Raw genomic sequence first — 22,895 nt, 5'->3', positions numbered from 1 at the left:
CGCAGCCTCGTCGAAGGGCCAGCACACGTGGCGCCCTGAAAATATGTGGTCCGCGCGGCGGCTGGACCATAGATTCAGGACATGGTGCTGACACTGATGTGCGGTCTTTCGTTCTCTGGCAAGAGCACGTTGGCGGCGCGCATCGCGCACGATCTGCCGTCTCAGCTGATCAGCCTCGATCACATCAACGCGGAACGAGGACTTGCGGGCGGTCAGGGAATCCCGGTGGAGGAATGGTCGACGACGAACCGCATCGCCCACGATCGTGCCGAGGAGCACCTTCGGCGCGGGTGTCATGTCGTCATCGACGACACCGGATCGCCGAGATTCATCCGAGATGCATGGCGGGTCACGGCGGAAGCCGCGGGTGCGTCCTTTGTGGTGATCTGGGTGCAGATCTCCAAGGAGCTGCAACGCGAACGCGTTCTCGCGAACAGAGTCCGCCCTGTACGTGCCGACGTCACCGATGAGGTGCTCCGAGATCATGGAGCGAGCTTCGACGATCCCGAGGACGAGGGCGCGCTCGTCGTCGACGCGAGAGGCACGGACGACCCTGAGCAGGTGGACATGATCGTGCGGAAGCTCAGGATGCTGGGGACTCGATAGGTCCACGGCGTCCGCGCCACTCCGGCGACCAGCTGGAAAGCCCGAAGGGATCAGAGCTGTCCGGGTATGCGCTGCATAGCCGTCGCCCGTCGCCGGTCCATCGAGACCGTGATCTGGGAGCCGATCACCCGGGCGAGGAGCGCGATGATCAGCGTCGCCATCACCGCCATGACGTTGTCGAACCCCATCTGCGACGCGGGTGGCATGCGCAGCTCCTCGGGCTGGGTCACCACGGCCAACCAGGAGATCCCCGTGACCAGTCCGGAGATGGCGAAGAGCGCGCCGAACAGCACCACGAGCGGCCAGAGCCGCTTCACCGCAGCCCAGACCGTGATGCCCAGGGCGAGGAGCGTCATCCACGGCATGCTCGCGATCCACGAGTAGAGCGTGTCGCCCTGGTTGCTCAGGGACCAGGTTGCGAAGAAGGTCGCGGGGAGCATCACGAACGACAGTGCCGCGGCACTGCTCGTCTCGGGCCAGCGGCGGCGTCCCTCGGGCAGTACGAACAGCAGCAGTGCCACGATCAGCAGTACGGGTGGCAGCAGCGGATATCGTGCGAAGTACAGAGCGATGAGCACAGGGAGGATCGCGACGACGGCGACGATGTACGCGGTCACGAGGCCGATCGAGCCGATCACCAGCGCTGCGCCTCCGGCGACCGACATCAGCGACGGTCCGGCGGAGACGACCACCCAGTTGCCGAGCCAGTCCGTACGGGAGGTGTCGTAGGTGGCCCCGGAGCGCGGAGATGTCCAGTGGGAGTTCAACGCGGATCCTCGAGACGTCGACGGTGGGACGGGTCCCACTCTAGGGTGAGGCGCCGACACCTCGCGGCCACGTGGAGGACTGCGTGCAGGGCCATATACGTAGGCGCTGCTTCGCACTAGGCTCGACCGGGCGGGCGAGCGTTCTCCGGTTCCGACCGGACCGCTCGACGAGGAGCCCCCGTGCCTGCAGAACCGACCCCCGACCTCCCCGGAACCGGCGCTCTCGCCGGGCACCGGATCACGGCCGTCGACTCCACCCGCGTGCGCAGCAGGCACCCCCGCACGATCGGCCGCAACGCCCGGCTCGGGGCGCACGGCGACGGGCCCGACGTCCTCGCGATCACCGTGCGCACCGACGCCGGCGCCAGCGGCTGGGGCCTGTACGAGGGGCCGGAGCCCGACCTCGCCGGCTGCGTCGGCCGACCCCTCGAGGAGCTCTTCGACCCCGCTCTCGGGGTGATCGACTCGGCTGCCCTGCCCCTGGACATCGCCCTCCACGACCTCGCCGCGCGGATCCTGGGCGTGCCGGTGCACGAGATGCTCGGCGGGCACGGCACCGCGCCCGTGGCCTGCTACTCCGGGGCGATCTACTTCGACGACCTCGACCCCGAGGAGAGCCCGCGCGGCCTCGACGGCGTGCTCACGGCCTGCGCGGCCGACTGGGACGCCGGCTACCGCGCCTTCAAGCTCAAGATCGGCCGGGGCAACCTGTGGATGCCGGCCGACGAGGGCTTCGCCCGGGACCTGGACGTGGTGCGCGCGGTGCGCGACGCCTACCCCGATGCGCGACTGCTCGTGGACATGAACGACGGCTACAGCCCCGAGCAGACGCTCCGCTTCCTCGACGCGATCCAGGACTGCGACCTCTACTGGATCGAGGAGCCCTTCGCCGAGGACGTCGAGGGACTGACCCTCGTGCGCGAGCACCTGACCCGCACCGGTTCGCGGGTCCTGGTGGCCGACGGGGAGTCCGACCCCGATGTGGAGCGGGTGCTCGACCTCGCCGAGGCGGGCCTGCTGGACGTGCTGCTCATGGACGTGCTGTCCTTCGGTGTCACCGCGTGGCGACGGATCATGCCGCGGGTCCGCGAGATCGGCGTGCTCGCCTCGCCCCATGCCTGGGGCCATCCGCTGAAGACCCTCTACGCCGCGCAGCTCGCCGCTGGGCTCGGGACCATCCCCGTCGTCGAAGCGGTTCCGGGCCTCACCGAGGGTGTCGACGCGACCGGCTACACGCTGCGCGACGGGGCCATCACGCTGCCGAGCGATCCTGGCTTCGGCCTGCATCTGGGCGGCTGACGCCGGCCGACGGTCCCCGCGGACTCGGCGCCGATCCGTCGCGCCCGCCCTCGGGATCAGCCGTCCGGTATCAGGCGCCGTGGCACCGGAGGGCCGCCGTCACGGCGACGACCGCGCCCTCCGGAACCAGCCCGATGTCCGCGAGCTGGGCGATCTCCACCCAGCGGGGCGTGTAGACGTTCTCGTCCGATGACCGCTCGACCTCCGGCCCGCCGAGACGCAGCGGACCGTCTGCGACCGTCACCGCGAAGTACCTCGCCGCGGGATCGGAGCGGATCTCCAGCTCCTGCGGGTCGCGCCCGATCAGACCGGTCTCCTCCTGCAGCTCTCGCAGGCAGGCCTCCTGGACGCTCTCGCCCCGCTCGACGCCGCCGCCCGGCAGCACCGCATAGTCCCGTCCGGCCCTCCGTCGGCCGATCACCAGCACCGACCCGGCGCTGACGACGACGGCGGCTGCTCGGATGCGCATGGGCCGAGCGTAGCTGCGGAAAAGCCCGTGCTTGCCGGAACTGTGCATGGAAAGGTGTGCACATGACGCACCGGTTGACCTGGACCGACTTCCCCGACCCGCTCCGCGAGCGCCTCGAAGGACTCCTGGGCGGGACCGTGGTGTCCACGACGTCCTGCCTCGGCGGCTTCTCGCCGAGCAGCGCCGAGATCCTGAGCTCGCAGGCCGGGCGCCGTCTCTTCGTCAAGGCGGTGCGGGAGAGTGACAATCCCGGCTCGATGACCTTGAACCGTGCCGAGGCCGCCGCTCTCGCGGCCATCCCGGCCTCCGCCCCGGTCCAGCCACTCGTCGACGCTTTCGCGCACGAGGACTGGTTCGTGCTGGTCACCGAGGTGGCCCCCGGGGCACTCCCGGCTGAACCCTGGACCGGCGAGCAGCTCGACCAGGTGCTCGCCGCCCTCGATGCGCTGCAGGCCGCGACCACCCCGTGCCCCGTTCCAGGCCTGCGGAGCGTCGCGGAGACCCTGGGCCCGGACCTCCTCGGTTTCGACCGGGTCGCCGAGGACCTGCCGACGGATCTGCACCCCTGGATCGCCGAGCGGCTCGACATGCTGCGGGAGGCGGCACGACGGGGCATCGACGCGCTCGACGGCGACACGCTGTGCCACTCCGACGTGCGCGCGGACAACATCCTGCTCACCACAGAGGGGGAGGTGAGCCTCGTCGACTGGGCCTGGGCCTCGCGCGGCAGCCGCATCGCCGACGCCCTCCAGCTGCTCGCCTCGGTCCCGGACCCCGACGGCACGCTGGGCGTGAACGACCGTGTGGACGCCGTGCTGGACCGGCACGGTCTGCCCCGGCAGGTGGGCACCGATCTGCTGACCGGCATCCTCGCCTTCTTCGTCGACGCCGCCCGCCTGCCCCACGCCCCGTCCCTGCCGCTGATCGGCGACCATCGGCGCCGAATGCGTGACTCCCTGTTCGCCGTGGTGCGCGAGCGCTGGTGAGGGTCGGGACCCGGGCGTACGCTCTGAGACATCCGGCAGTCGACTGCCAGCACCGAGTCGACAGCCAGCAGCAAGGAGGAGACAGAGATGTCCCAGGTCATCGCCGTCGTCGGCGCGACAGGCACGCTCGGGCGGACGGTCGTCGAAGTGGCCCGCGCCGAGGGGCTCGAGGTGCGGGAGATCGCCCGCTCGCGCGGCGTCGACATCGTCACGGGTGAGGGCCTCGACGAGGCGCTCCGCGGCGTCCAGCTCGTCATCGACTGCTTCAAGCCGCCCACCCTCGAGGCCGAGCAGGCGACGGAGTGGTTCCACGAGGCGATGAGCGGCCTCGGTGACGCGGCACGCCGAGCCGGCGTGACGCGCACGGTCGTCACCTCGATCGTGGGCATCGACGGGATGCAGGACTACGGCTTCTACCGTGCTCAGCTCGCGCATGAGCAGGCCGCGCGCGAGCATTGCCCGGGCACCGTGATCGTGCGTGCCACGCAGTTCCACGACTTCGTGGGGAACATGCTCGTGCGCGACGGCGACGGCGACGGCGACAGCGAAGGTCTGCAGGTCATGGAGGCCCCCTCGCAGCCCGTCGACACCCGCGCGGTCGCCGCCCTGCTGCTGCGCACGGCGCTCGCCGAGCAGCCCGACGCGCTCCTCCAGATCGCTGGACCTCAGGTCGAGAACACCCTGGACCAGGCCCGGCGCCTGCTCGCCGCACGCGGGGACGCCACCCCCGTCACAGGCGCTCCGGCCAGCGAGTCGATGTCCCGCGGCGGCATGCTGCCCGGCCCCGAGGTGCCGACCGTCGGCCCGACCTACGAGCAGTGGCTCGACGAGCACGAACGGCACGAACGGCACGAATGACGGGAGCCGGAGCCGGCGACGGTTCAGAGGCTGAAGTCGGGGTCCGGTTCCCCGAACCCCTCCGGGAGCCTGACCGGACAGAACTGCTGCATCGTGGGGTTCACGTAGTCCTGGGCGAACCGGACCGCTTCCTCCGGGGTGCGTGATCTCTGGTTGAGGCTGTCCTGCATCATCATCATGGCGTCCCAGAGCTTCGTGCCGACGGGTAGCGGCGGGCGGGAGCGGGCGAACTCCATGATCTCGACGAAGAACTCGATGCTCGGATCCCAGGCCTCGGGGTCCTGGACGGCCTCCAGTCTCGTCGGGATCCGGGAAATCTGCGGCATGAGGATCCGCTGTCCCTCGTACCCGGCGTAGAACGTCATGAGCTTCCAGGCCGCCTCGGACCTGCTCGACCCCTTCGGCATCGCCAGACCGAAGCCGCCTGCCCAGGTGAAGGGGTCGTCGCTCCCGTCGGCGATCGGAACGTGCGTCACCCCGTAGCGCATGTCCGGTCTGTAGTCGGTCTGGGACTGCACTCCCCAGGGGCCGGAGATCTGGAACATCTGCCGCTCGGAGAAGAACGAGGTCTGCGTCGGCGGAGCGTTCGGCGGCTGGTAGGTCGCCTTGAAGGCGTCGACGCGGGGGAAGTCGAGCCGATCCACCCAGCTCGCGTACTCCGTCGCGACGGCCAGCATCTCCGGGGAGTCGAGCGTCATGCTGCAGGTGCTGTTGTCGAAGAACGTGACGCCGGAGGCCATCGCCCACATCAGCAGCGAGGCCTCGCCATCCCACGGGATCCAGGTGATCCGCTCGTAGTTGCCCTGCTCGTCCTGGATGTCGAAGGCGTCGCTGATCTCCCACATCTGGTCCAGCGTCATGGGGCCGTTCGCCGGGTCCAGCAGCGTCGGATCGACCCCTGCCTCCTCGGTGAGGTCCTTGTTGTAGTACATGGCCCGGGTGTCCGTATCCAAGGGGAGCCCGTACCACTGGCCGTCGTAGAGCACCTCGTCCGTCGAGAACTTCACCCAGTTCGCCATGAACTCCTCGGGCTCGACGCCTTCGTACTCGCGGATCAGCTCGTCGAGCGGTTCGAGCAGGCCCAGGGACGCCATCTCGGCACCGCTGAACCGTCCCATGAAATAGACGTCCGGTCCCGTGCGTCCGCGGACGGCCGTGATCACCGAGGACGCATCGCCCTGCGAGCTGCTGGGCACCTGCGAGACGGCCACGGTGATGCCGGGATTCTGCTCGGTGAACGCCTCGATGACCTCGGCTTCCTTGTCCACGTCGCTCGCCCAGATGCCCCACAGGGTCACCGTGTTCGGGTCCCGATCGGATCCCGTGGGGCGATTCGTGCATCCCGTGATGGCACCGCCGGCCACGGAGACCGTGCCCCCGGCGGTGAGGGCGTGCAGGAACGCACGGCGATCAATCATGGCGGCACCCCAGGAACGTCGTCGTTCGGGCTGGGAGGAGGACACTCATCATCGACCTTTCCCCGAGCGGCGACGGTGCGGCCCGGTCCGTCACCGTATCCAGAGGAAACGGGGCTCGAAAGGCCGCAGGCGGACTCGCGAGTTCGCACGACGGACGCCGCTGCCCTCATGGCGGGCCGCGCGGTGCGGAGAGCTACTTCAGCCCGGCCATCTTGATGTTCGCGATGATCTGCCGCTGGAAGATCAGGAACAGGATGATCACGGGCGCTGCGGCGAGCGTCGATCCTGCCATGAGCAGCGCCAGCTCGCTGGAGCGTTCGGAGCGGAAGGTCGCCAGGTACTGCTGGACCTGGTAGAGGTCAGGGCTGGTGATCGTCATGACCGGCCACACGTAGGCGTTCCAGAACACCAGGAACGACGTGATGCCCACGACCACGAAGGGCGGTTTCGACAGCGGCACGAACAGTCGCAGGAATATCCCGAACTTCCCGCAGCCGTCGATCATCGCGGCCTCCTCGAGGCTGCGGGGGATGTTCAGATAGAACTGCCGGATGAAGAACACGTGGGCCGCCGCGGCCGCGCCGGGCAGGATCAGCACCGCGAGGGTGTCCAGCATGTGCAGCTTCGTGACCACGATGAAGCTGGTCAGCAGGATCGTCATGCCGGGGATGAACATCGTGGAGATGACCACCACCCACAGCGTGCGCTTGAAGGCGAAGTCGAGCCGGGCGAAGGCGTAGGCGGCGAAGGAGTTCACCGTGAGGCTCAGCAGGGTGAACAGCACCGCGCCGAAACCGGTGATCGCCAGGGTCCGCACGAAGGCGGGGTCGGCGAGGATCTGCTGGTAGTTCTCCAGTCTCCACACCTCGGGGAAGAACTGGAACGGGGTGCGCACCACCTCCTGCTTCGACTTGAAGCCGGCGATGGCCATCCACGCCAACGGGAAGAGGGCGGCGGCGACGATGATGACCGCGACGACCGTGCGGATGATCGCGGTGAGCACCCGGCGGGCGGTCAGCGGTCGGCGTCGTGGCTGCGCAGGAGAGGCCGATGAGGGCGGCGCGGGGCGCTGGGAGGTCTCCAGGGGCAGATTCATCAGTCCACCAGCTTCTCGGAGTTCAGCACCCGGAAGATCAGGGCGGAGACCGCTCCCAGCACGAGGAACAGCAGCAGGGCCGCCGCGATCGAATAGCCCTGATAGGCATCCCCGCGGAAGTGGTTGAAGATGAAGAGGTTGGGCAGCGTGGTGGAGTCCAGCGGCCCGCCACCGGTCATCACCAGGGGCAGCTCGTACTGCTGGATCGCCGCCACGAAGCCGGTGATCAGCAGGTACAGCAGCACGTTCTTCATCTGGGGGATCGTGATGTACCGGGTGCGCTGCCACCAGTTCGCCCCCTCGAGCTGCGCGGCCTCGTAGAAGCTCTCCGGCACGTCGAGCATCGCCGCGATCATGATCAGGGTCATCAGTCCCAGCCCCATCCAGATCGCCGGCACCGCGATCGCCGGCAGCGCGAGCCGCACGTCGCCGATCCACGCCTGGTCCTCGATCCCCACCAGTCCGACGACCGCGTTGAGCAGTCCGCCGGAGTACTCGTAGATCAGGGCGAAGGTGATCGAGGTGATCACGGCGGAGATGATCGTGGGGATGTAGACGGCGATCTTCAAGGTCGTGGCCAGGCGCCGCCCCACCCCGGTCACGAAGCTCGCGATGAGGAAGGACAGCAGCAGCTGGACGGGAAGGGTCATGAGCACGAAGAGGAGGCCGCGCCGGATCGCCGCCCGGAACTCCGGATCGGTGAGGACATTGACGAAGTTCCGCAGTCCCACGAACTCCGAGGCCTGGTAGAAGCTCCAGTTGAAGAAGCTCAGGTAGATCGCGGAGATCGTGGGCACGATGACGAAGATCGTCAGCAGGATCAGCACCGGTGCCAGCATCAGCAGGGCGATGCGATTGTCGCGGGGCGGATGGGAGCGCAGCGGGACGGGGGAGTGCAGGGGCGCGGGGGAGCCCTGCGTGGTCGGGGAGCTCGTCGCCACCGGTCAGTCCTTGGGAGCCTTGCCCGCGAGCTCCTCGCGGTCGATGACCTTCTGGATCTCGCCGTTCGCGCCGCTCAGCGCCTTCGCGGGGTCCTCGCCGTTCATGCCCTTCTCCAGAGCCTTGCCCATGGCGAGCAGGATGTCCCAGGGATAGGACGGGGAGGGGACCGACGCCGGCGCGATGTCCTCGCTGACCACGGCGGACCACGGGGCGTCAGCCGCTTCGGGAGCGGCCTGCACGGCCTCGGCGACGTCGGGTCGGGCCGGCGCCTTGGTGAACTGGGTGCCCACGAAGAAGGGCACCAGGTTCTCGACGTCCCCGGCGAGGCACCAGGACAGGAAATCCGCCGCGCCGTCCGGCTGATCGGTCTTCGCGTCGATGACCCACTTGAAGTTGCCCAGCGTCGCCACGGAGGTCGAGAGGTCGCCGTCGCTCGTGGGGAAGGGCGCGATGCCGGTGACGCCCAGGAGGTCGTCGTAGTCCGAGGCGATCTCGCTGAACGCCCAGGAGCCGGAGGTCATCATGGCGCACTTCTGCTCGCCGTACGCCTTCGCCTCGACATAGGCGCCGAGGGGCTGCTTGGGGATGTAGCCCTTCTCCCGCAGCGTCTTGTAGAAGCCCAGCAGATCCTCGTACTTCGGATCCTCGGCGTCGGCCTCCGACCAGTCGTCGGTGATCGGGAAGTGACCCGCCACCTGGAACTGCTGGCCGACCGTCGCCCAGGCGAAGGTGTCCTGGTCGCCGGCCGTGGTCAGGGCGAACGCCCCGTCGGGCAGGGTGGGCAGCAGCGACTCGCAGGTCGAGTAGAGCTCGTCCCACGACGTCGGCGGCTTCTCGGGGTCCAGCCCTGCCGCCTCGAACATGTCCTTGTTCCAGAACAGTGCGGACTGCGGCTCGAGCAGCAACGGGTAGCCGTAGATCTTCCCGTCGACGGTCACGAGCTCCTTGGCCTGGTCGGTGAGGTTCTCGAGCTGCTCGGCGTCCAGCAGATCGTCGAGGGCGAGGAACTGTCCCAGCCGTGCGCCCTCGTCCATCGTGGAGGGGTCGGTGTAGACGTCCGGCATCGTGCCGGCCGCCTGAGCGGACTTCACCCGCTGGTCCCAGGCGTCCGCCGGGACCTCGACGTCCTTGACGAAGAACTCCTCCTGGGCGTCGTTGTACGAGGACACGATCCCCGCGTACCACTCGTTCTCGAACGGGGTGAACGTGCGGTGCCAGAACTCGATCGTGGTGCGCCCGTCGGCCGCGTCGGCATCGTCCTTGGACTCGCCGGGCGTGCCGCTGCCGCAGGCGGCGAGGGAGGCGGCGGCCCCGGAGACCGCAGCTGCGGAGAGGAGGGTGCGTCGTTTCATGGTGCTGCTCCTTGTGTCGGTGCTGCCATTTCGGGGGAGGAGCTGCGTCGGGCAGGTCAGCTCCGTTGCTGGCTGGGAGTGCTGGATGTGGGGAGGTGCTGGGCTCGGGACCACATCGGACCGGATTCCGGACCACCGCTCAGCGACGTTGTCGAGCGTGCCCGTCGTGCCGATCGATCCCGTCTCGACGCCTCGTCGCCTCGGTCGGTAATCGTTTGCGCGCCAACGTAGTCCGGGGTGCGGGAGGTGTCAACGACCTAGGGCTGGTGGCGAGCCGTTGACGCCGGTCGCCCAGCTCCGTATCGTGCCGGTAAACGTTTCCTGATCATCGTCGATCTCCTGGGAGTACCCCGTGACCCACCCCGCCCGAGACCTCGCCGCGCTGCGACCCGTGCAGACCCGTTCGATCAGCCCCGAGAACGTCGACGGCTCCGTCGGCGGCGGCGGTCGCGCCGTCGAGGGCACCGGTGCCGAGGCGGCCCGCGACCTCGGCCAGGGCTGGAAGGTGTCGCCGAGCGTCGACGTGAAGGCGGGGGAGACCTTCACCCTCGCCGACATCGACTCCGCCGGGGTGATCACCCATATCTGGATCACCACCCACACCGACCACTGGCGCCAGCTGGTGGTGCGCGCCTACTGGGACGGCGCCGAGGAGCCCGCGGTCGAGGTGCCCTATGGCGACTTCTTCGCCAACGGCTGGGGCGTGTTCGCGCAGGTCGACTCGCAGGTGGTCGCTGCGAACCCGCACGGCGGCTTCAACTCCTACTGGCCGATGCCGTTCCGGGAGGGTGCTCGGCTCACGCTGGAGAACACCTCTGACCAGGACGCCCGGGTCTACTACCAGGTGACCTACGAGCTCGGCGGCGACCACCGCGAGGACGCCTACTTCCACGCGCAGTGGCGCCGCTCGAATCCGCTCCCGGAGGCCACCGAGCACGTGCTGCTCGAGGGCGTCGAGGGCCAGGGCCAGTACGTGGGCACCTACATCGCCTGGGGCGTGCACTCCAACGGCTGGTGGGGGGAGGGCGAGATCAAGTTCTACCTGGACGATGACCTCGCTGACCAGCCCGACGGCGGCTTCCCGACCATCGCCGGAACCGGCACCGAGGACTACTTCGGCGGTGCCTGGAACTTCGACGTCCCCGGCGAGGGCTACACCGCCTTCTCCACCCCGTACCTGGGCATGCCGCAGGTGATCCGGCCCGACGGGCTCTACATCGCCCAGCAGCGCTTCGGCATGTACCGCTGGCACGTGGCCGACCCGATCCACTTCACCACCGGTCTGCCCCGCGTGGACATCCAGGCCCTGGGCTGGAAGAGCGCCGGCCGGTACCTGCCGCTGCGCGATGACATCGCCTCCACCGCGATCTTCTACCTCGACCGCCCGGTGACCACCCGTCCCGAGCCGCCGACCTTCGACGGCATGGAGGTCCACCTCGGATCCGCCGCCGGCCCGCACAGCCCCGCAGGTCCCGCACGCGCCTGATCGGCGCCCAGCAGCAGGGAGGACCGCGGTGTCTCAGAGACCCACGATCATGGATGTGGCCGCCGCCGCCGGCGTGTCCTCGGCGACGGTGTCCCGGGTCGTCAACGGCGTCGCCTCCGTCGACCGGGACCTCGCCCGACGAGTGCGTGCCGCGGTGCGCACCACCGGGTACGTCCCCAATGCGCTGGGCCGCTCCCTGCGCCGCGGCGGGACCGCACAGATCGCCGTGGTGACGCCCGATGCGGAGAACCCGTACTTCACGCAGATCATCAGCGAGGTGGAGCGGATCGTGCGCGCCGACCACTACTCGGTCACGGTCGCCCATACCGAGGACGATCTGGACCTCGAGCGGGAGTGCCTGGCCCAGCTGGTGGGCCGCCACGTCGCCGGCGTGCTGCTGGTCCCGGTGCACGGAGCCCGCACCGACCTCTCGCCGCTCACCGAGGCGGGGATCCCCGTGGTGCTGGTGGACCGCTGGATCGAGGGGGCGTCGACCGACCTGGTCGCGACCGACAACCTCGATGCCGGCCGACAGGCCGCCCTGCACCTCCACGAGCGCGGCTTCCGGGCGCCGGCCGTGATCGCCGGTCCCGCCGACCTGCGCACCACCGAGGAGCGCGTCGTCGGCCACCTCGCCGCCTGGCGGGAGCTCGGGGTGCCGGCCCCGGACTCCGTGATCGCCCGGGGCGATCTGCATCTGGAGTCGGGACGCGACCTGATGGCGCAGATCCTCGCGGCCGGCGAGGCCGATTGCGTCTACGTGACCAACAACCGGATGTCCGCCGGGGCGTTCGAGTCGATGCGCGGCGTGGAGGGTCCTCCGGCCCTGCTCGCCACCGACGACGACCTGTGGACCCGCCTGGTCACCCCGACGGTCTCCGTGGTGCACCAGCCGGTGGGCGCGACCGCCCGGGCTGCGGCGCGCATGCTCGGCCAGCGCGTGACCGATCCCGAGGAAGAGCCCTCGACGACCCTGCTGCGCTCCCGGATCATCGAGCGGGAGTCGACCCGCAGGCGCTGACGGGCAGAGGGTGCGAGGTCAGCCTGCCGCGCGGACGACCACGCAGCAGCGACCCTTGCGCGGGCACAGCTCCGCCCGGTCGCGGTTCTCGCCGCGGGCGTCGAGCATCCCGCCGATCATCGCGTGGTTCAGCCCGCACACCAGGTCCGTATGGGTGCGGCTGAGGCGGTGGAACGGGCAGTTGCGCAGGTCGATGTCCCCGTTCAGCTCGAGCGTAGGCTCGTAGCCGCGGGCCCGGAGCACGTCCAGCAGCTCCGCGTGCGCGACCCCGGCCGTCTGTCCCTCCGACTCGGCGACCCGCAGCAGCGCGCGCTGCACGGTGCCGTCGTCGTCCGCCTCGAGGGCGGCCGCCATCAGATCCGCCAGCAGCTCGTAGTCCCGGGGTGGGACCGAGACGGTGCGCTCGCCCCGGGTGCGCACATAGCGCTTGGCGGGGCGACCGGCCCCGGGGCCGCCGACGCCGACGGGGCGGGAGTAGGTGGTCTCGAGCAGGCCGGCGTCGACGAGCCGGTCGAGGTGATAGGCGGCCAGGGTGCGGCTGATGCCGACGGTGCTCGCGGCGTCCTCGCGGGCGACGGGGTCGTCATGGGCGGAGACCGCCTGGTACAGGCGGCGACGCACCGGGTCCGTCAGGGCGCTGAGCCCGTCGAGGTCCTCCGGGGTGGGAAGTCGGCTGCGATCCATGCCCACGACTCTAACACCAACGACTCTTGACAAATAGGGGTCGGAGGAGGAATCTAAAAAACGCCATCATTGGTTTTAGAAGGAGTTCGTCATGGCAGCCTCCACGCTCCCCGTCCCCGTCCACACCTCCAACCCCACCCCGGCCTCAGCCTCCGTGCTGGTCAGAGTCCGTCAGGACCCGGCCTTCGCCGCCTTCTGCGTGCTGCGCCTGGGCTTCATCGCCCTCCCGCTGCTCATGGGCCTGGACAAGTTCACGAACCTGCTCACCGACTGGCCCGGCTACCTCGCCCCCTGGATGGTGGCCGTCCTCCCGATCTCCGCGCAGGCCGCGATGCACCTCATCGGCGTCGTCGAGATCGTCGCCGCGATCGGCATCGCCCTGCGGCCGCGGCTGGCCGCCTGGGTGGTCGCCGCCTGGCTCGCCGGCATCATCCTGAACCTCCTCACCTACCCCGGATTCTTCGACGTGGCCCTGCGGGACGTCGGCCTGCTGGTCGCGGCCGTCTCCCTCGGTCTGCTGGCGTCCCGGTACGACCGCCCGCGCAGCGAGGTCGACGCCCGATGACCTCCACAGTCAGCCTCCCGGACGCCCCGGCGCACATGGCCCTCGAGGCGCAGCGCGACATGGCCGCCGCGGAGGTCGCCGCCGCCGACTTCCTCCGGGCGCTCGGCATCCCGCTGGACTCCGAGCACCTCCGGGCGACGCCCGGTCGCATGGCCCGCGCCTGGGCCGAGATGCTCACCCCGCGCCCGTTCGATGCGACCACCTTCCCCAACGACGAGGGATACGACGAGCTCGTGCTGGCCCGCGACATCCCCTTCCGCGCGGTGTGCGAGCACCACCTGCTGCCCTTCGTCGGCACCGCGTGCGTCGCCTACCTCCCCGGCGAGCGGATCCTGGGGCTGTCGAAGCTCGCCCGCATCGTCGAGCATTTCGCCTGCCGTCCGCAGACCCAGGAACGGCTCACCCGCCAGGTCGCCCTGTGGCTCCAGGAGCAGCTGCACCCGCAGGCCGTCGGCGTCGTCCTGCGGGCGGAGCACTCCTGCATGACCCTGCGCGGCGTGCAGGCCACCGGATCGAGCACCATCACGTCCTCGCTCCTGGGTAGTCTGCGGAGCGACCCCCGTTCGCGTCAGGAGTTCCTCGCCCTCGCCGGCGCCGGAGCCTGACCCCACGCCACCATCCAGCACCACGGGAGGAATCATGTCTGTACCCCAGAACATCGTCGTCATCGGGGCCGGGCTCGCCGGAGCCAAGACCGCCGAATCGCTGCGCAAGCACGGCCACACCGGGTCGATCACGCTGGTCGGCGAGGAAACGCACCTCCCGTACGAGCGGCCGCCGCTGTCCAAGGAGTACCTCTCCGGGGAGGTCTCCTTCGAGGACGCCCTCGTGCGGCCCGAGCAGTGGTACGCCGAGCAGGACATCGACCTGCGCCGCGGCGTGCGGGCCACCGCGATCGACCGCACGGCTCGCACGGTCGCCCTCGACGACGGCACGACGCTGCCCTACGACGCCCTCGTGCTCGCGACCGGCTCCTCCTCGCGCCGCTCCGAGCTGCCGGGGGCCGACGCCGACGGGGTGCTGTACCTGCGCACCCGCGAGGACTCCGACGCGATCCGTCCGCTGGCCGCCGAGGGCACCCGGATCGTGGTGATCGGCGGCGGCTGGATCGGCCTCGAGGTCGCCGCGGTCACCCGCTCCGGCGGCGCCGAGGTCACCGTGCTCGAGCGCGGCCACCTGCCCCTGGCCCGCCTCCTCGGCGATGAGATCGCCCAGGTCTACGCCGACCTGCACCGTGAGAAGGGGGTGGAGCTTCTGACCGACGCCGAGGCCGCCGAGATCCTCGTGCAGGACGGTCGGGCCACGGGCGTGCGCCTGCAGGACGGTCGCGCCCTCGAGGCCGACGCCGTCGTGGTGGGGATCGGCGCGATCCCGCACCTCGAGCTCGCCGAGGCCGCGGGCCTGGACGTCGCCGAAGGCGGCGTCGCGGTCGACGCGACCCTGCGCAGCTCGGATCCCGCCATCTTCGCCGTGGGCGACATCGCCGCCCATCAGCATCCGCTGCTGGGTCGCCGCGTGCGGGTCGAGCACTGGGCCACCGCGCTGAACCAGCCCAAGGCAGTGGCGCGCACGATCCTCGGGGACGCCGCCGAGTACACGGAGCTGCCCTACTTCTACACCGACCAGTTCGACCTGGGCATGGAGTACCTCGGCTCGGCCCCGCAGGACCAGGTGGCCGAGGTGGTCGTGCGCGGCGACCTCGCCGCCCGCGAGTTCCTCGCCTTCTGGCGCGACCGCGACGGCGTGATCCTCGCGGTCATGGCCGTGAACATCTGGGACGTGATCGACGTGATCAAGCCGCTGCTCACCGAGCGCCGCGCGGTCGACCCGGCGCGGCTGACGGACCCCTCCGTCGAGCTGGCCGACCTCTGAGCCCACGGGAGCACCTTTCAGCGTTCTGCCCTGCCAGCTATTCTGGCTCCGACCCGGTCGGGGGACCGGGAAGGGGGACGACGATGAGATCAGAACTGTCGCGACGCACGATGCTGGGAGCCGGCGGTCTCGTCGCACTGCTCGGCACGGCAGGGTGCTCGAACCTGCCGCAGGTGCCGTTCGGCGCTGAGGACAGCGGGTTGGAGACGCTGCTGCAGCGGATCGGCGGATCCGGCATCACCGGGACGAGCCTCCATCCGACCGCGGTGCTCTGGGCTCGCCCGGCCGCGGTGGCGGAGGTGCTGGGTCTCGACGGTTCCGTCGATACCCACGTCCCGGGGCCGGTGAGGTGGTTGCAGGCTCTCGAGGTCACCGATCCGCAGATCGTCACCGATGCCATCCTCGGACGGACCATGGTGACAGATCCGGACTCGCTGGCCTCCGCAGAACGATTGATGACGCCGACGGAAACCATCCGCGTGAACCGGGACGGGCACGAGGGTGTGCTGTGGGCCGGCGCTGCCGGGATGCTCGAGGACCTCGCGGAGGCGCTCGGGGAGTATGTCGTGCGGGATGGGGACCGGCTGCGGGTCGCTGAGGGCTTCGAGCCGGCCACGTCCATCTACACGCGGATCGCGGCACCTCTCGGAGAGGATCTGGCCTTCTCGACCGACGAGACCCTGGACGGGTTCGACGCCGAGGAGTCCGTCGCCGACCTCTTCCCCGATCGTGGCGAGCTCATCGCAGCGATGGACCTCGAGGACCCCCACCTGGTGACGGGTGCCAGCTATACGGACCTCTCGGAGGCCTCTGACGCGCCCGGCCCCACCGCGTTCGTCTTCGGAACCCGTTTCGATTCCGCCGAGGCGTACACCACGCGCGGTGCTGTGCGCGTGCATGGCGACGCGAAGGTCGTCGCGACGAGGATGCTCGACGAGGCGTCCTCCAAGGGTGACGAGATGACTGGGCTGCTCCGGGTGGTGGCGGCGAAGGCCGAGGGCGATCTGGTGCGGGTGGAGATCTCGTCAGGTTCGCCGGAGGATGACCTGTTCTGGGACGCCCCTAAGCATTTTCATCAGCATCCGCCTCCCGGAATGCAGCAGCGCCTCGACTGACGGCGGACATGCCGTGACCTGGACCACCCTGTCGGCATAGGCTTTCCCTATGACTGCACCCACTCGCCGTATCGGCTCCCTGACCGTCTCCGCTCTCGGCCTCGGCGCCATGCCCCTGTCGATGGGGCGTGGCGAGCCCGCCCCGGAGGATCGCGCGACCGCCACGATCTATGCCTCGCTCGACGCGGGCGTCACCTTCCTCGACACCGCTGACATCTACGCCCCCACCTGGGACACCATGGGGCACAACGAGAAGGCCGTCGCCGAGGGCCTGCGCACCTGGGACGGGGACCGCTCCTCCGTGGTCCTGGCGACCAAGGGCGGGATCACTCGCTCCGAGGGCGAGGTGGGCGGCCGCAACGGCACCGCCGACTACCTGCGCTCCGCCCTCGAGAAGTCCCTCGCGAACCTCGGCATCGACTCCGTGGATCTCTACTACTGGCACCGCCCGGACCGCAGCATCCGCTACGCCGAGGGCGTCGAGGCGCTCGCTGCGCTCAAGGAGGAGGGCCTGATCCGCGAGATCGGCATCTCCAACGCGAACGTCGAGGAGATCGACGTGGCCCTGGAGGTGCTCGGCGAGGGAGGCCTCGCCGCCGTGCAGAACCAGTTCTCACCCACCTTCTTCCACACCTCCAAGCGCGAGCTCGAGCATTGCGGCGAGCATGGCATCGCCTTCGTGCCGTGGTCGCCGCTGGGCGGCACCGGCGGTGGCGCGAGCGCAGTGGGGGAGCGGTTCCCGCAGATCCAGGCCATCGCCGAGGCCCACGGCGTGAGCCCGCAGCAGGTCGTCCTGGCCTGGGAGCTCTCTCTCGGCGAGCATGTGGTCCCGATCCCCGGCGCGAGCCGTCCGGAGTCGATCACCGATTCTGCCGGCGCCATGACCCTCGAGCTCGGCGCCGAGGACCTCGAGCAGCTGAACCAGATCATCGCCTGAGCGACAGCGCGCAGCTTCCTCCCGCTGCGCGCACCCGCCTCCCGCCACCCGCCGCGCCCCCTCGCGCCGCGGGCCGCCCGCCCCCCGCCGTCCGTCGCGCGCACCCCGGCGGAACAGTTCGAGCCTGCACCACGTGTCGGTGAGCGGCCCCTCACCGACACGTGGTGCAGGCTCGAGCCCATGCCCCGCCTCGGGGGCGACGATCGGGGATCACCGCCAGGAGCCAGGAGCCAGGAGCCGGGAGCCGGGAGCCGGGAGCCGGGAGCCGGGAGCCGGGAGCCAGGGGCCAGCGGCACGGGCGTCGCGCCGCTAGGAGACTCTCGGCCTGTAAATCGTTCCGCAGTCTGCTAGCGTCCGAGTCCCGACCGCTCGACGAGGAGCTGCTGCATGTCCCGGACCGTCCCGACCCTGCCCGATCTGCCCCGGAACGATCTCAGTCGGAAAGGTTTCCTGCGCATGAGCGCCTGTGCCACCAGCGCCGCCGTGGCCGTCGCCGCTGCCGGTCCCGCCCTCGCCGCGGGTGCGGCCCCGACCATCGCCGCCGGCCCCGCCGCGCCCGTCGGCCCCACCCCCGCGGGCCCCGCGGTGCCCGACCAGTCGGAGGCCACCGCGGACCTGGTGCGCGGCACCTCGACCTTCCCCGGCAACGATGGTGAGGCCCATACCGTCACCTGGGACGAGCACTCGTTCCTCGTGGACGACGAGCGCCTGCTGATCTACTCGGGGGAGATCCACCCCTGGCGGGTCCCGGCCCCGGCGCAGTGGCGCGACCTGCTGCAGGTCCTCAAGGCGGCCGGATTCAACGCCGTGTCCTTCTACTTCTTCTGGGGCCTGCATCAGTCCGCCCCGGGCGGCGACTTCGACTTCACCGGGATCAGGGACCTGGACCTGCTGCTGACCATGGCGGAGCAGGAGGGGCTCTATGTCATCGCTCGGCCCGGTCCGTACGTGAACGCCGAGATCTCGATGGGCGGTCTGCCCGCCTATATGACCAACCGCGCCGCGTCCCTGCGCTCGACGGACCCGGAGAACTTCGCGGACTCCTGCGCCTGGCTGAGCGCGATCAATCAGATCATCGCGAAGCACCAGGTCAGCGACGGCGGGGGCAGCGTGTTCCTCTACCAGGTGGAGAACGAGCTGATCACCGAGGATGCGGAGCGCTCGGCCTTCCTGCGGGCCCTGTCCGATCACGTGCGCTCCACGGGCATCGCGGTGCCGCTGTTCCACAACGACTACAACATGGGCGGCCGCTTCGCGGACACCGCGAAGCACGGCACCGATTTCTACGCCTTCGATCATTACCCGCTGGGCTTCAACGCGGGTGGCGCGCGGTCCCGGATCGGGGAGTCCGAGCAGGGATACCGCCAGATCAGCCCGGACACCCCGCAGTTCATCACCGAATCCCAGGGCGGCGCGTTCACCCCGTGGGGCGCCTCCTTCGACTCCCATCAGGCCTATGAGTTCACCGACCCTGCCTTCACCCGGCAGTGGGGCGTGCGCAACCTCGCCAACGGGGTCACCGCGTTCAACTACTACATGGCCTTCGGCGGCAAGAACCTGGGCTACACGGGCTCGCCGTCCTCGGGGTTCACGAGCTACGACTACGGCGCGGCGATCACGGAGGATCGCGGTCTCACTGAGAAGCTCGCGGTGCAGAAGGAGCTGGGCTACCTCCAGCTGGCCATGCCGCAGATCGCGTCGATGACGCCGGTGGCGCCGCAGCCGCTGCTCGAGGTCGAGGGCGCCGAGATCCAGGCCTATCAGCGGGTGGCGACGGACGACGTCGCGTCGGCGACCGAGGGCGGCGCTCCCCGCCTGCTGGCCTTCCGTCTCGCCGATTCCAACGACGAGACCGACACCCGCTTCGCGACGGCGCTGGTCCTCGGCGATCCCGATGATGCCGGGGACGCCGCACCGACGGCCGACGACCGGGACGCCGCGATCACCTATACCGGCGACTGGGACCAGGTCGAGGACGGCACCGCCTCCGGTGGCACCCTGTCGCGCACCGAGGCGGCGGGTGCCACGGCGACCTGGACCTTCACCGGCACCGCGGTGGACGTCATCACCTCCACGGGCACCGACCATGGCCGGGCGCGGGTGCTCGTGGACGGCACGGAGCAGGGCACCTTCACCAGCCACGTCGACACCGAGCAGAACAAGCCGGCCCAGCAGATCAGCTACCAGGTGACGGGGCTCGCCGAGGGCGAGCACACCCTCGTGGTCGAGGCGCTCGGGGAGCCTGCCGAGGGCGGGGAGGGCACCGTGGTCACCCTCGACGCCCTCGACCTGCCGGGCGCCTCCGGAGACGACGGGGTCGAGATCCCGGACGGCGTGGTGGGCTGGCCCCGCGTCCCCCAGCAGGAGGACGCCGTCCTGCATCTGCACGGGCGGGACGCCCTCACCCTCGTGGTCGACACGGTGATCGGTGGTCATGGCCTCCTGTACTCCACGGCCGCCCCCTTCGGGCCGACGCTCCCGCGTCGCGGCGGGCACCTGCAGCACCTCATCGGCCAGGAGGACGACCCGGTCGAGATCGTGCTGCGCTACGCCGAGCAGCCGCAGGTCGAGGCACCCGACGCGGTGGCGACCACCTGGGATGCCGAGACCGGGCAGCTGCGCCTGAACCTCACCCCCGGGGACACCCCGATCCAGGTCGACGTCACCGGCGCACCGGTCACCTCCGAGGGCACGGGGGAGGAGAGCCTGCTCGCTCTGCGCCTGCTCGGCCGTGCCGCCGCCGCGACCACCTGGTTCCTCGGCGGCCGTCCCGCCGACCGCATGCCCGCGACACCGGGTTCCCAGGACGCCCATGTGGTGGTCGAGGGGGCGGAGATCGCCCGCACGGTCGCGTTCTCCCGCGCCGACGCGGACCTCGTCGTCGGCTCCACGAGCGGCGCCGACGTGCGCATCGACGTCCCGGAGAGCATCCGTCGGGTGCGGGTGAACGGCACGAGCCGCCCGGCGAAGGACGGGATCGCCACGATGACGCTCGCCGCCCCCGAGGTCCCGGCCGTCCCGGACCTCGCCTTCCGCGTCGCCGAGGAGGGCCCTGAAGCGGCCGCCGACTTCGACGACTCGAGCTGGAGGGTCGCGGACTCCACGGAGGGCTCCACGCCGTTCCAGGGCCCCGGCCGGGGCGGTGTGGTGCTCGATTCCAACCACTACGGCTTCTACGAGGGCGGCGTCTGGTACCGCGCCGCCTTCACCGCGACCACGGGGCGCGAGGTCGTGCTGCGCGGCAACGGCGGGACCGGTCAGCCCGCCCAGGGAAAGCCCCCGGCCTTCCTGCAGATCTGGGCCGACGGGACTTATCTCGGCGCGGCGCCGGCGACCGGTTCCGACCAGGTGTTCACCCTCCCGGATGCCGTCGCCGCCGCGGGGGAGAGCGCCGTGCTCAGCGTGCTCGTGCACACCCTCGGCCAGAACCTCGACTGGAGCGACGACGCCCTGTCCAAGCAGAACCGCGGCCTGTTCGACGCCGTCCTGCCCGCGGACGGCGAGATCGTCTGGCGCCTCCAGGGCGCCGACGGCGAGGACCCGCTGCGCTCGATGTACAACGTCGGCGGGCTCCACGGGGAGCGCCACGGCTGGCATCTGCCCGGCCATGACGACTCCGCGTGGGAGCCGACGGACTCCCTGACCGCCGAGGCTCCCGGCATCCGCTGGTACCGCGCGGACTTCGAGCTCGACACCGCCGACGGGGTGGACGCCGCCTGGCGCCTCGCCGTCCGCTCGCCCCGTTTCGAGGACGACCGCACCGATGCGAGTCAGGCCGTGCTCTACGTCAACGGCTGGAACATCGGGATCTACATCGGGGACATCGGCCCGCAGTCCGACTTCACGATCCCCTCGGGGCTGCTGGACCATCACGGCCCGAACACCCTCGCGATCTGGGTCGCGGCGAAGGAGGCCGGGGCCGGTCCCGAGTCGATCGAGCTGGAGCAGGTCTTCGCCCGCACCGGGTCGATCGGGACGGCGCCGCCGCTGCTGTGAGCGTCGCGGCGCACACTGCGCTTGTCCCCGCGGGAGTGCAGGCGTAGCGTGTCCGCGGTCGGCGCCCGTCAGGGGCGCGGCACCACGATGCAGCGAGGAGATGAGCATGCGCACCCAGCATGCAGGAAGCGAGGCGGCCCACCGGGCCTTCTCGGTGTGACGCGGCACGGCCGCATCCGCCATCGCTCCATCCCCGCATGCCCTCGACAGCTCGGCCGCAGATCGGCCGGTGCGTCGGCGTGCCCGTCGTGAGGACGACCCCATGAACACCCTGACCGAATCCCAGATCCGCAACGCCTTCGTCAACGCCAGCAAGGGTGAGGCCAAGCGCGCGGGCCTGCCCGACCTCGACTCGATCGACTTCTCCGAGCTGGACTATCTCGGCTGGCAGGATCCCAAGCGGCCCCAACAGCACTATGTCGCCCTCGAGGTGGACGGCGAGCTGACGGTGCTGCTGCTGCGCGGCGCCGAGACCCCTCCCAGCCGCAAGATGATGTGCGCATGGTGCGAGGACGTGGTCGACGGGATCCACGCCGCCTCGTTCGTCGCGCCGCTCGCCGGTGCCGCCGGCCGGCGCGGCAACTCGATCGGCACTTCCGTGTGCGCGGACTTCAGCTGCTCGCGTCACGTGCGCCGTCTCCCGCAGGCCTACGAGCTGCGCACCCAGGACCCGGCGCTGGTCGCGTACCACCAGGAGATGCGGATCGAGGGGCTGCGCGAGCGCTCGACCGCCTTCGTGAAGGCGCTCCTCGCGCGCAGCTGACGGGCCGGCGGGACGGGTCAGGTGGCCGTGAGGTCCACGACGACGTCGGCCCGGCCGCGGGTCGCGGCGACCCGGCGAGCATTGGTCTCGTCGGGTCCCAGCGCCCACTCGTGGGCGGCCTGCGGGGACTTCCCGAACTGCTCGTGGCGGGCGATCAGGCGCTCGTGCCGCAGGGCGTCGGGCACCTCGATGAACCAGCGGGCATCCAGCAGCGCTGCCACCTGGGCGAAGGCGCCGTCGTCGGAGAGCAGGTAGTTGCCCTCGGTGATCACGAGCGGCACCTGCGGATCCACCTCGATGGCGCCGGCCAGGGGCTGCTCGAGCTCGCGCTCGAACATCGGTGCCCACACGGGCGGGTCCTGGGGCATCGCGGAGCGGATCCGCTGCAGCAGCGACACGTAGCCGGCGGCGTCGAAGGTGTCCGGGGCTCCCTTGCGGTCCATCCGGCCCAGCCGCTCCAGCGCGACGTCCGCCAGATGGAACCCGTCCATCGGCACCACCACCCGTGAGCTCTCCGGCAGCCGCTCCTCCAGCAGCTGCGTCAGCGTGGACTTCCCGGCGCCGGGCGCCCCGGCGATCCCGAGCAGCCGCCGGGTGCCTGACCGCAGTGCCTCGTCGACCAGCAGCAGAGCCCGGGACACGGCCTGATCGGGAGAGATCATC

21 protein-coding genes are annotated in these 22,895 nt (G+C 70.3%); 13 read left to right on the top strand and 8 right to left on the bottom strand.

Annotated elements, in window-relative coordinates; all coding sequences use genetic code 11:
* Window positions 1-81 precede the first annotated feature (81 nt).
* Entirely contained in the window at window positions 82-606 is a 525-nt protein-coding gene (locus ACT3T5_RS02320) for an AAA family ATPase (protein WP_444593495.1), read from the top strand.
* A gap of 50 nt (window positions 607-656) precedes the next feature.
* On the opposite strand, the gene ACT3T5_RS02315 is transcribed toward ACT3T5_RS02320, so the two are convergent.
* Entirely contained in the window at window positions 657-1,373 is a 717-nt protein-coding gene (locus ACT3T5_RS02315) for a hypothetical protein (RefSeq protein WP_444578660.1), read from the bottom strand.
* Window positions 1,374-1,553: 180 nt separating this feature from the next.
* Between ACT3T5_RS02315 and ACT3T5_RS02310 the strand changes: the two genes are divergently transcribed.
* Entirely contained in the window at window positions 1,554-2,672 is a 1,119-nt protein-coding gene (locus ACT3T5_RS02310) for a mandelate racemase/muconate lactonizing enzyme family protein (RefSeq protein ID WP_444593494.1), read from the top strand.
* Window positions 2,673-2,742: 70 nt separating this feature from the next.
* On the opposite strand, the gene ACT3T5_RS02305 is transcribed toward ACT3T5_RS02310, so the two are convergent.
* A complete protein-coding gene (locus tag ACT3T5_RS02305; protein ID WP_444593493.1) occupies window positions 2,743-3,141 on the bottom strand; it encodes an NUDIX domain-containing protein in 399 nt (132 codons plus the stop codon).
* 62 nt (window positions 3,142-3,203) lie between these two features.
* On the opposite strand from ACT3T5_RS02305, the gene ACT3T5_RS02300 reads away from it, so the two are divergent.
* Window positions 3,204-4,127 (top strand): phosphotransferase family protein, encoded by a 924-nt coding sequence (locus tag ACT3T5_RS02300; protein WP_444593492.1) that lies wholly within the window; start codon window positions 3,204-3,206, stop codon window positions 4,125-4,127.
* An 87-nt stretch (window positions 4,128-4,214) separates the two neighbouring features.
* On the top strand, window positions 4,215-4,985 hold the full coding sequence (locus tag ACT3T5_RS02295) for an SDR family oxidoreductase (RefSeq protein WP_444593491.1): 771 nt from the start codon (window positions 4,215-4,217) through the stop codon (window positions 4,983-4,985).
* A 23-nt stretch (window positions 4,986-5,008) separates the two neighbouring features.
* On the opposite strand, the gene ACT3T5_RS02290 is transcribed toward ACT3T5_RS02295, so the two are convergent.
* The 4 genes from ACT3T5_RS02290 to ACT3T5_RS02275 form a co-directional block, all read right to left on the bottom strand.
* On the bottom strand, window positions 5,009-6,403 hold the full coding sequence (locus tag ACT3T5_RS02290) for an extracellular solute-binding protein (RefSeq protein WP_444578665.1): 1,395 nt from the start codon (window positions 6,401-6,403) through the stop codon (window positions 5,009-5,011).
* Between the two features lie 193 nt (window positions 6,404-6,596).
* Complete coding sequence (locus tag ACT3T5_RS02285) at window positions 6,597-7,499, bottom strand: carbohydrate ABC transporter permease (protein WP_444593490.1); 903 nt, start codon at window positions 7,497-7,499, stop codon at window positions 6,597-6,599.
* Window positions 7,499-8,440, bottom strand: coding sequence for a carbohydrate ABC transporter permease (locus ACT3T5_RS02280; RefSeq protein WP_444593489.1), 942 nt, complete (start codon window positions 8,438-8,440; stop codon window positions 7,499-7,501). The genes ACT3T5_RS02285 and ACT3T5_RS02280 overlap by 1 nt, the downstream gene beginning before the upstream one ends.
* A gap of 3 nt (window positions 8,441-8,443) precedes the next feature.
* Complete coding sequence (locus tag ACT3T5_RS02275; RefSeq protein WP_444593488.1) at window positions 8,444-9,793, bottom strand: ABC transporter substrate-binding protein; 1,350 nt, start codon at window positions 9,791-9,793, stop codon at window positions 8,444-8,446.
* A 352-nt stretch (window positions 9,794-10,145) separates the two neighbouring features.
* On the opposite strand from ACT3T5_RS02275, the gene ACT3T5_RS02270 reads away from it, so the two are divergent.
* The gene (locus ACT3T5_RS02270) at window positions 10,146-11,279 is read left to right on the top strand and encodes a glycoside hydrolase family 172 protein (protein ID WP_444593487.1); all 1,134 of its coding nucleotides are present in this window, start codon (window positions 10,146-10,148) and stop codon (window positions 11,277-11,279) included.
* A gap of 28 nt (window positions 11,280-11,307) precedes the next feature.
* Complete coding sequence (locus ACT3T5_RS02265) at window positions 11,308-12,300, top strand: LacI family DNA-binding transcriptional regulator (protein WP_444593486.1); 993 nt, start codon at window positions 11,308-11,310, stop codon at window positions 12,298-12,300.
* Between the two features lie 18 nt (window positions 12,301-12,318).
* Here ACT3T5_RS02265 and ACT3T5_RS02260 read toward each other — a convergent pair whose 3' ends face one another.
* Window positions 12,319-12,984, bottom strand: a complete 666-nt coding sequence (locus ACT3T5_RS02260) for a helix-turn-helix transcriptional regulator (RefSeq protein WP_444593485.1) — start codon at window positions 12,982-12,984, stop codon at window positions 12,319-12,321.
* 91 nt (window positions 12,985-13,075) lie between these two features.
* Between ACT3T5_RS02260 and ACT3T5_RS02255 the strand changes: the two genes are divergently transcribed.
* From ACT3T5_RS02255 to ACT3T5_RS02225, 7 genes are all read left to right on the top strand, one after another.
* Entirely contained in the window at window positions 13,076-13,549 is a 474-nt protein-coding gene (locus ACT3T5_RS02255; RefSeq protein WP_444593484.1) for a hypothetical protein, read from the top strand.
* The gene (folE, locus tag ACT3T5_RS02250) at window positions 13,546-14,154 is read left to right on the top strand and encodes a GTP cyclohydrolase I (RefSeq protein WP_444593483.1); all 609 of its coding nucleotides are present in this window, start codon (window positions 13,546-13,548) and stop codon (window positions 14,152-14,154) included. The genes ACT3T5_RS02255 and folE overlap by 4 nt, the downstream gene beginning before the upstream one ends.
* A gap of 34 nt (window positions 14,155-14,188) precedes the next feature.
* Window positions 14,189-15,421: an NAD(P)/FAD-dependent oxidoreductase gene (locus ACT3T5_RS02245; protein ID WP_444593482.1), complete on the top strand. Its 1,233-nt coding sequence runs from the start codon at window positions 14,189-14,191 to the stop codon at window positions 15,419-15,421.
* An 83-nt stretch (window positions 15,422-15,504) separates the two neighbouring features.
* A complete protein-coding gene (locus tag ACT3T5_RS02240; RefSeq protein WP_444578674.1) occupies window positions 15,505-16,536 on the top strand; it encodes a hypothetical protein in 1,032 nt (343 codons plus the stop codon).
* Between the two features lie 49 nt (window positions 16,537-16,585).
* Window positions 16,586-17,473 carry an aldo/keto reductase gene (locus ACT3T5_RS02235; protein ID WP_444578675.1) on the top strand — a complete coding sequence of 296 codons (888 nt, stop codon included), beginning with the start codon at window positions 16,586-16,588 and terminating at the stop codon, window positions 17,471-17,473.
* Window positions 17,474-17,929: 456 nt separating this feature from the next.
* Window positions 17,930-21,469, top strand: a complete 3,540-nt coding sequence (locus ACT3T5_RS02230) for a beta-galactosidase (protein WP_444593481.1) — start codon at window positions 17,930-17,932, stop codon at window positions 21,467-21,469.
* A 262-nt stretch (window positions 21,470-21,731) separates the two neighbouring features.
* Window positions 21,732-22,232, top strand: coding sequence for an FBP domain-containing protein (locus ACT3T5_RS02225; protein WP_444578677.1), 501 nt, complete (start codon window positions 21,732-21,734; stop codon window positions 22,230-22,232).
* A gap of 17 nt (window positions 22,233-22,249) precedes the next feature.
* Here ACT3T5_RS02225 and ACT3T5_RS02220 read toward each other — a convergent pair whose 3' ends face one another.
* The gene (locus ACT3T5_RS02220) at window positions 22,250-22,894 is read right to left on the bottom strand and encodes a nucleoside/nucleotide kinase family protein (protein WP_444593480.1); all 645 of its coding nucleotides are present in this window, start codon (window positions 22,892-22,894) and stop codon (window positions 22,250-22,252) included.
* Window position 22,895: the final 1 nt, after the last annotated feature.

It is taken from the genome of Brachybacterium sp. AOP3-A1-3 (genome assembly GCF_052378285.1).
Classification (GTDB): Bacteria; Actinomycetota; Actinomycetes; order Actinomycetales; family Dermabacteraceae; genus Brachybacterium.
This window is presented reverse-complemented; position numbering and strand designations above follow the sequence as displayed.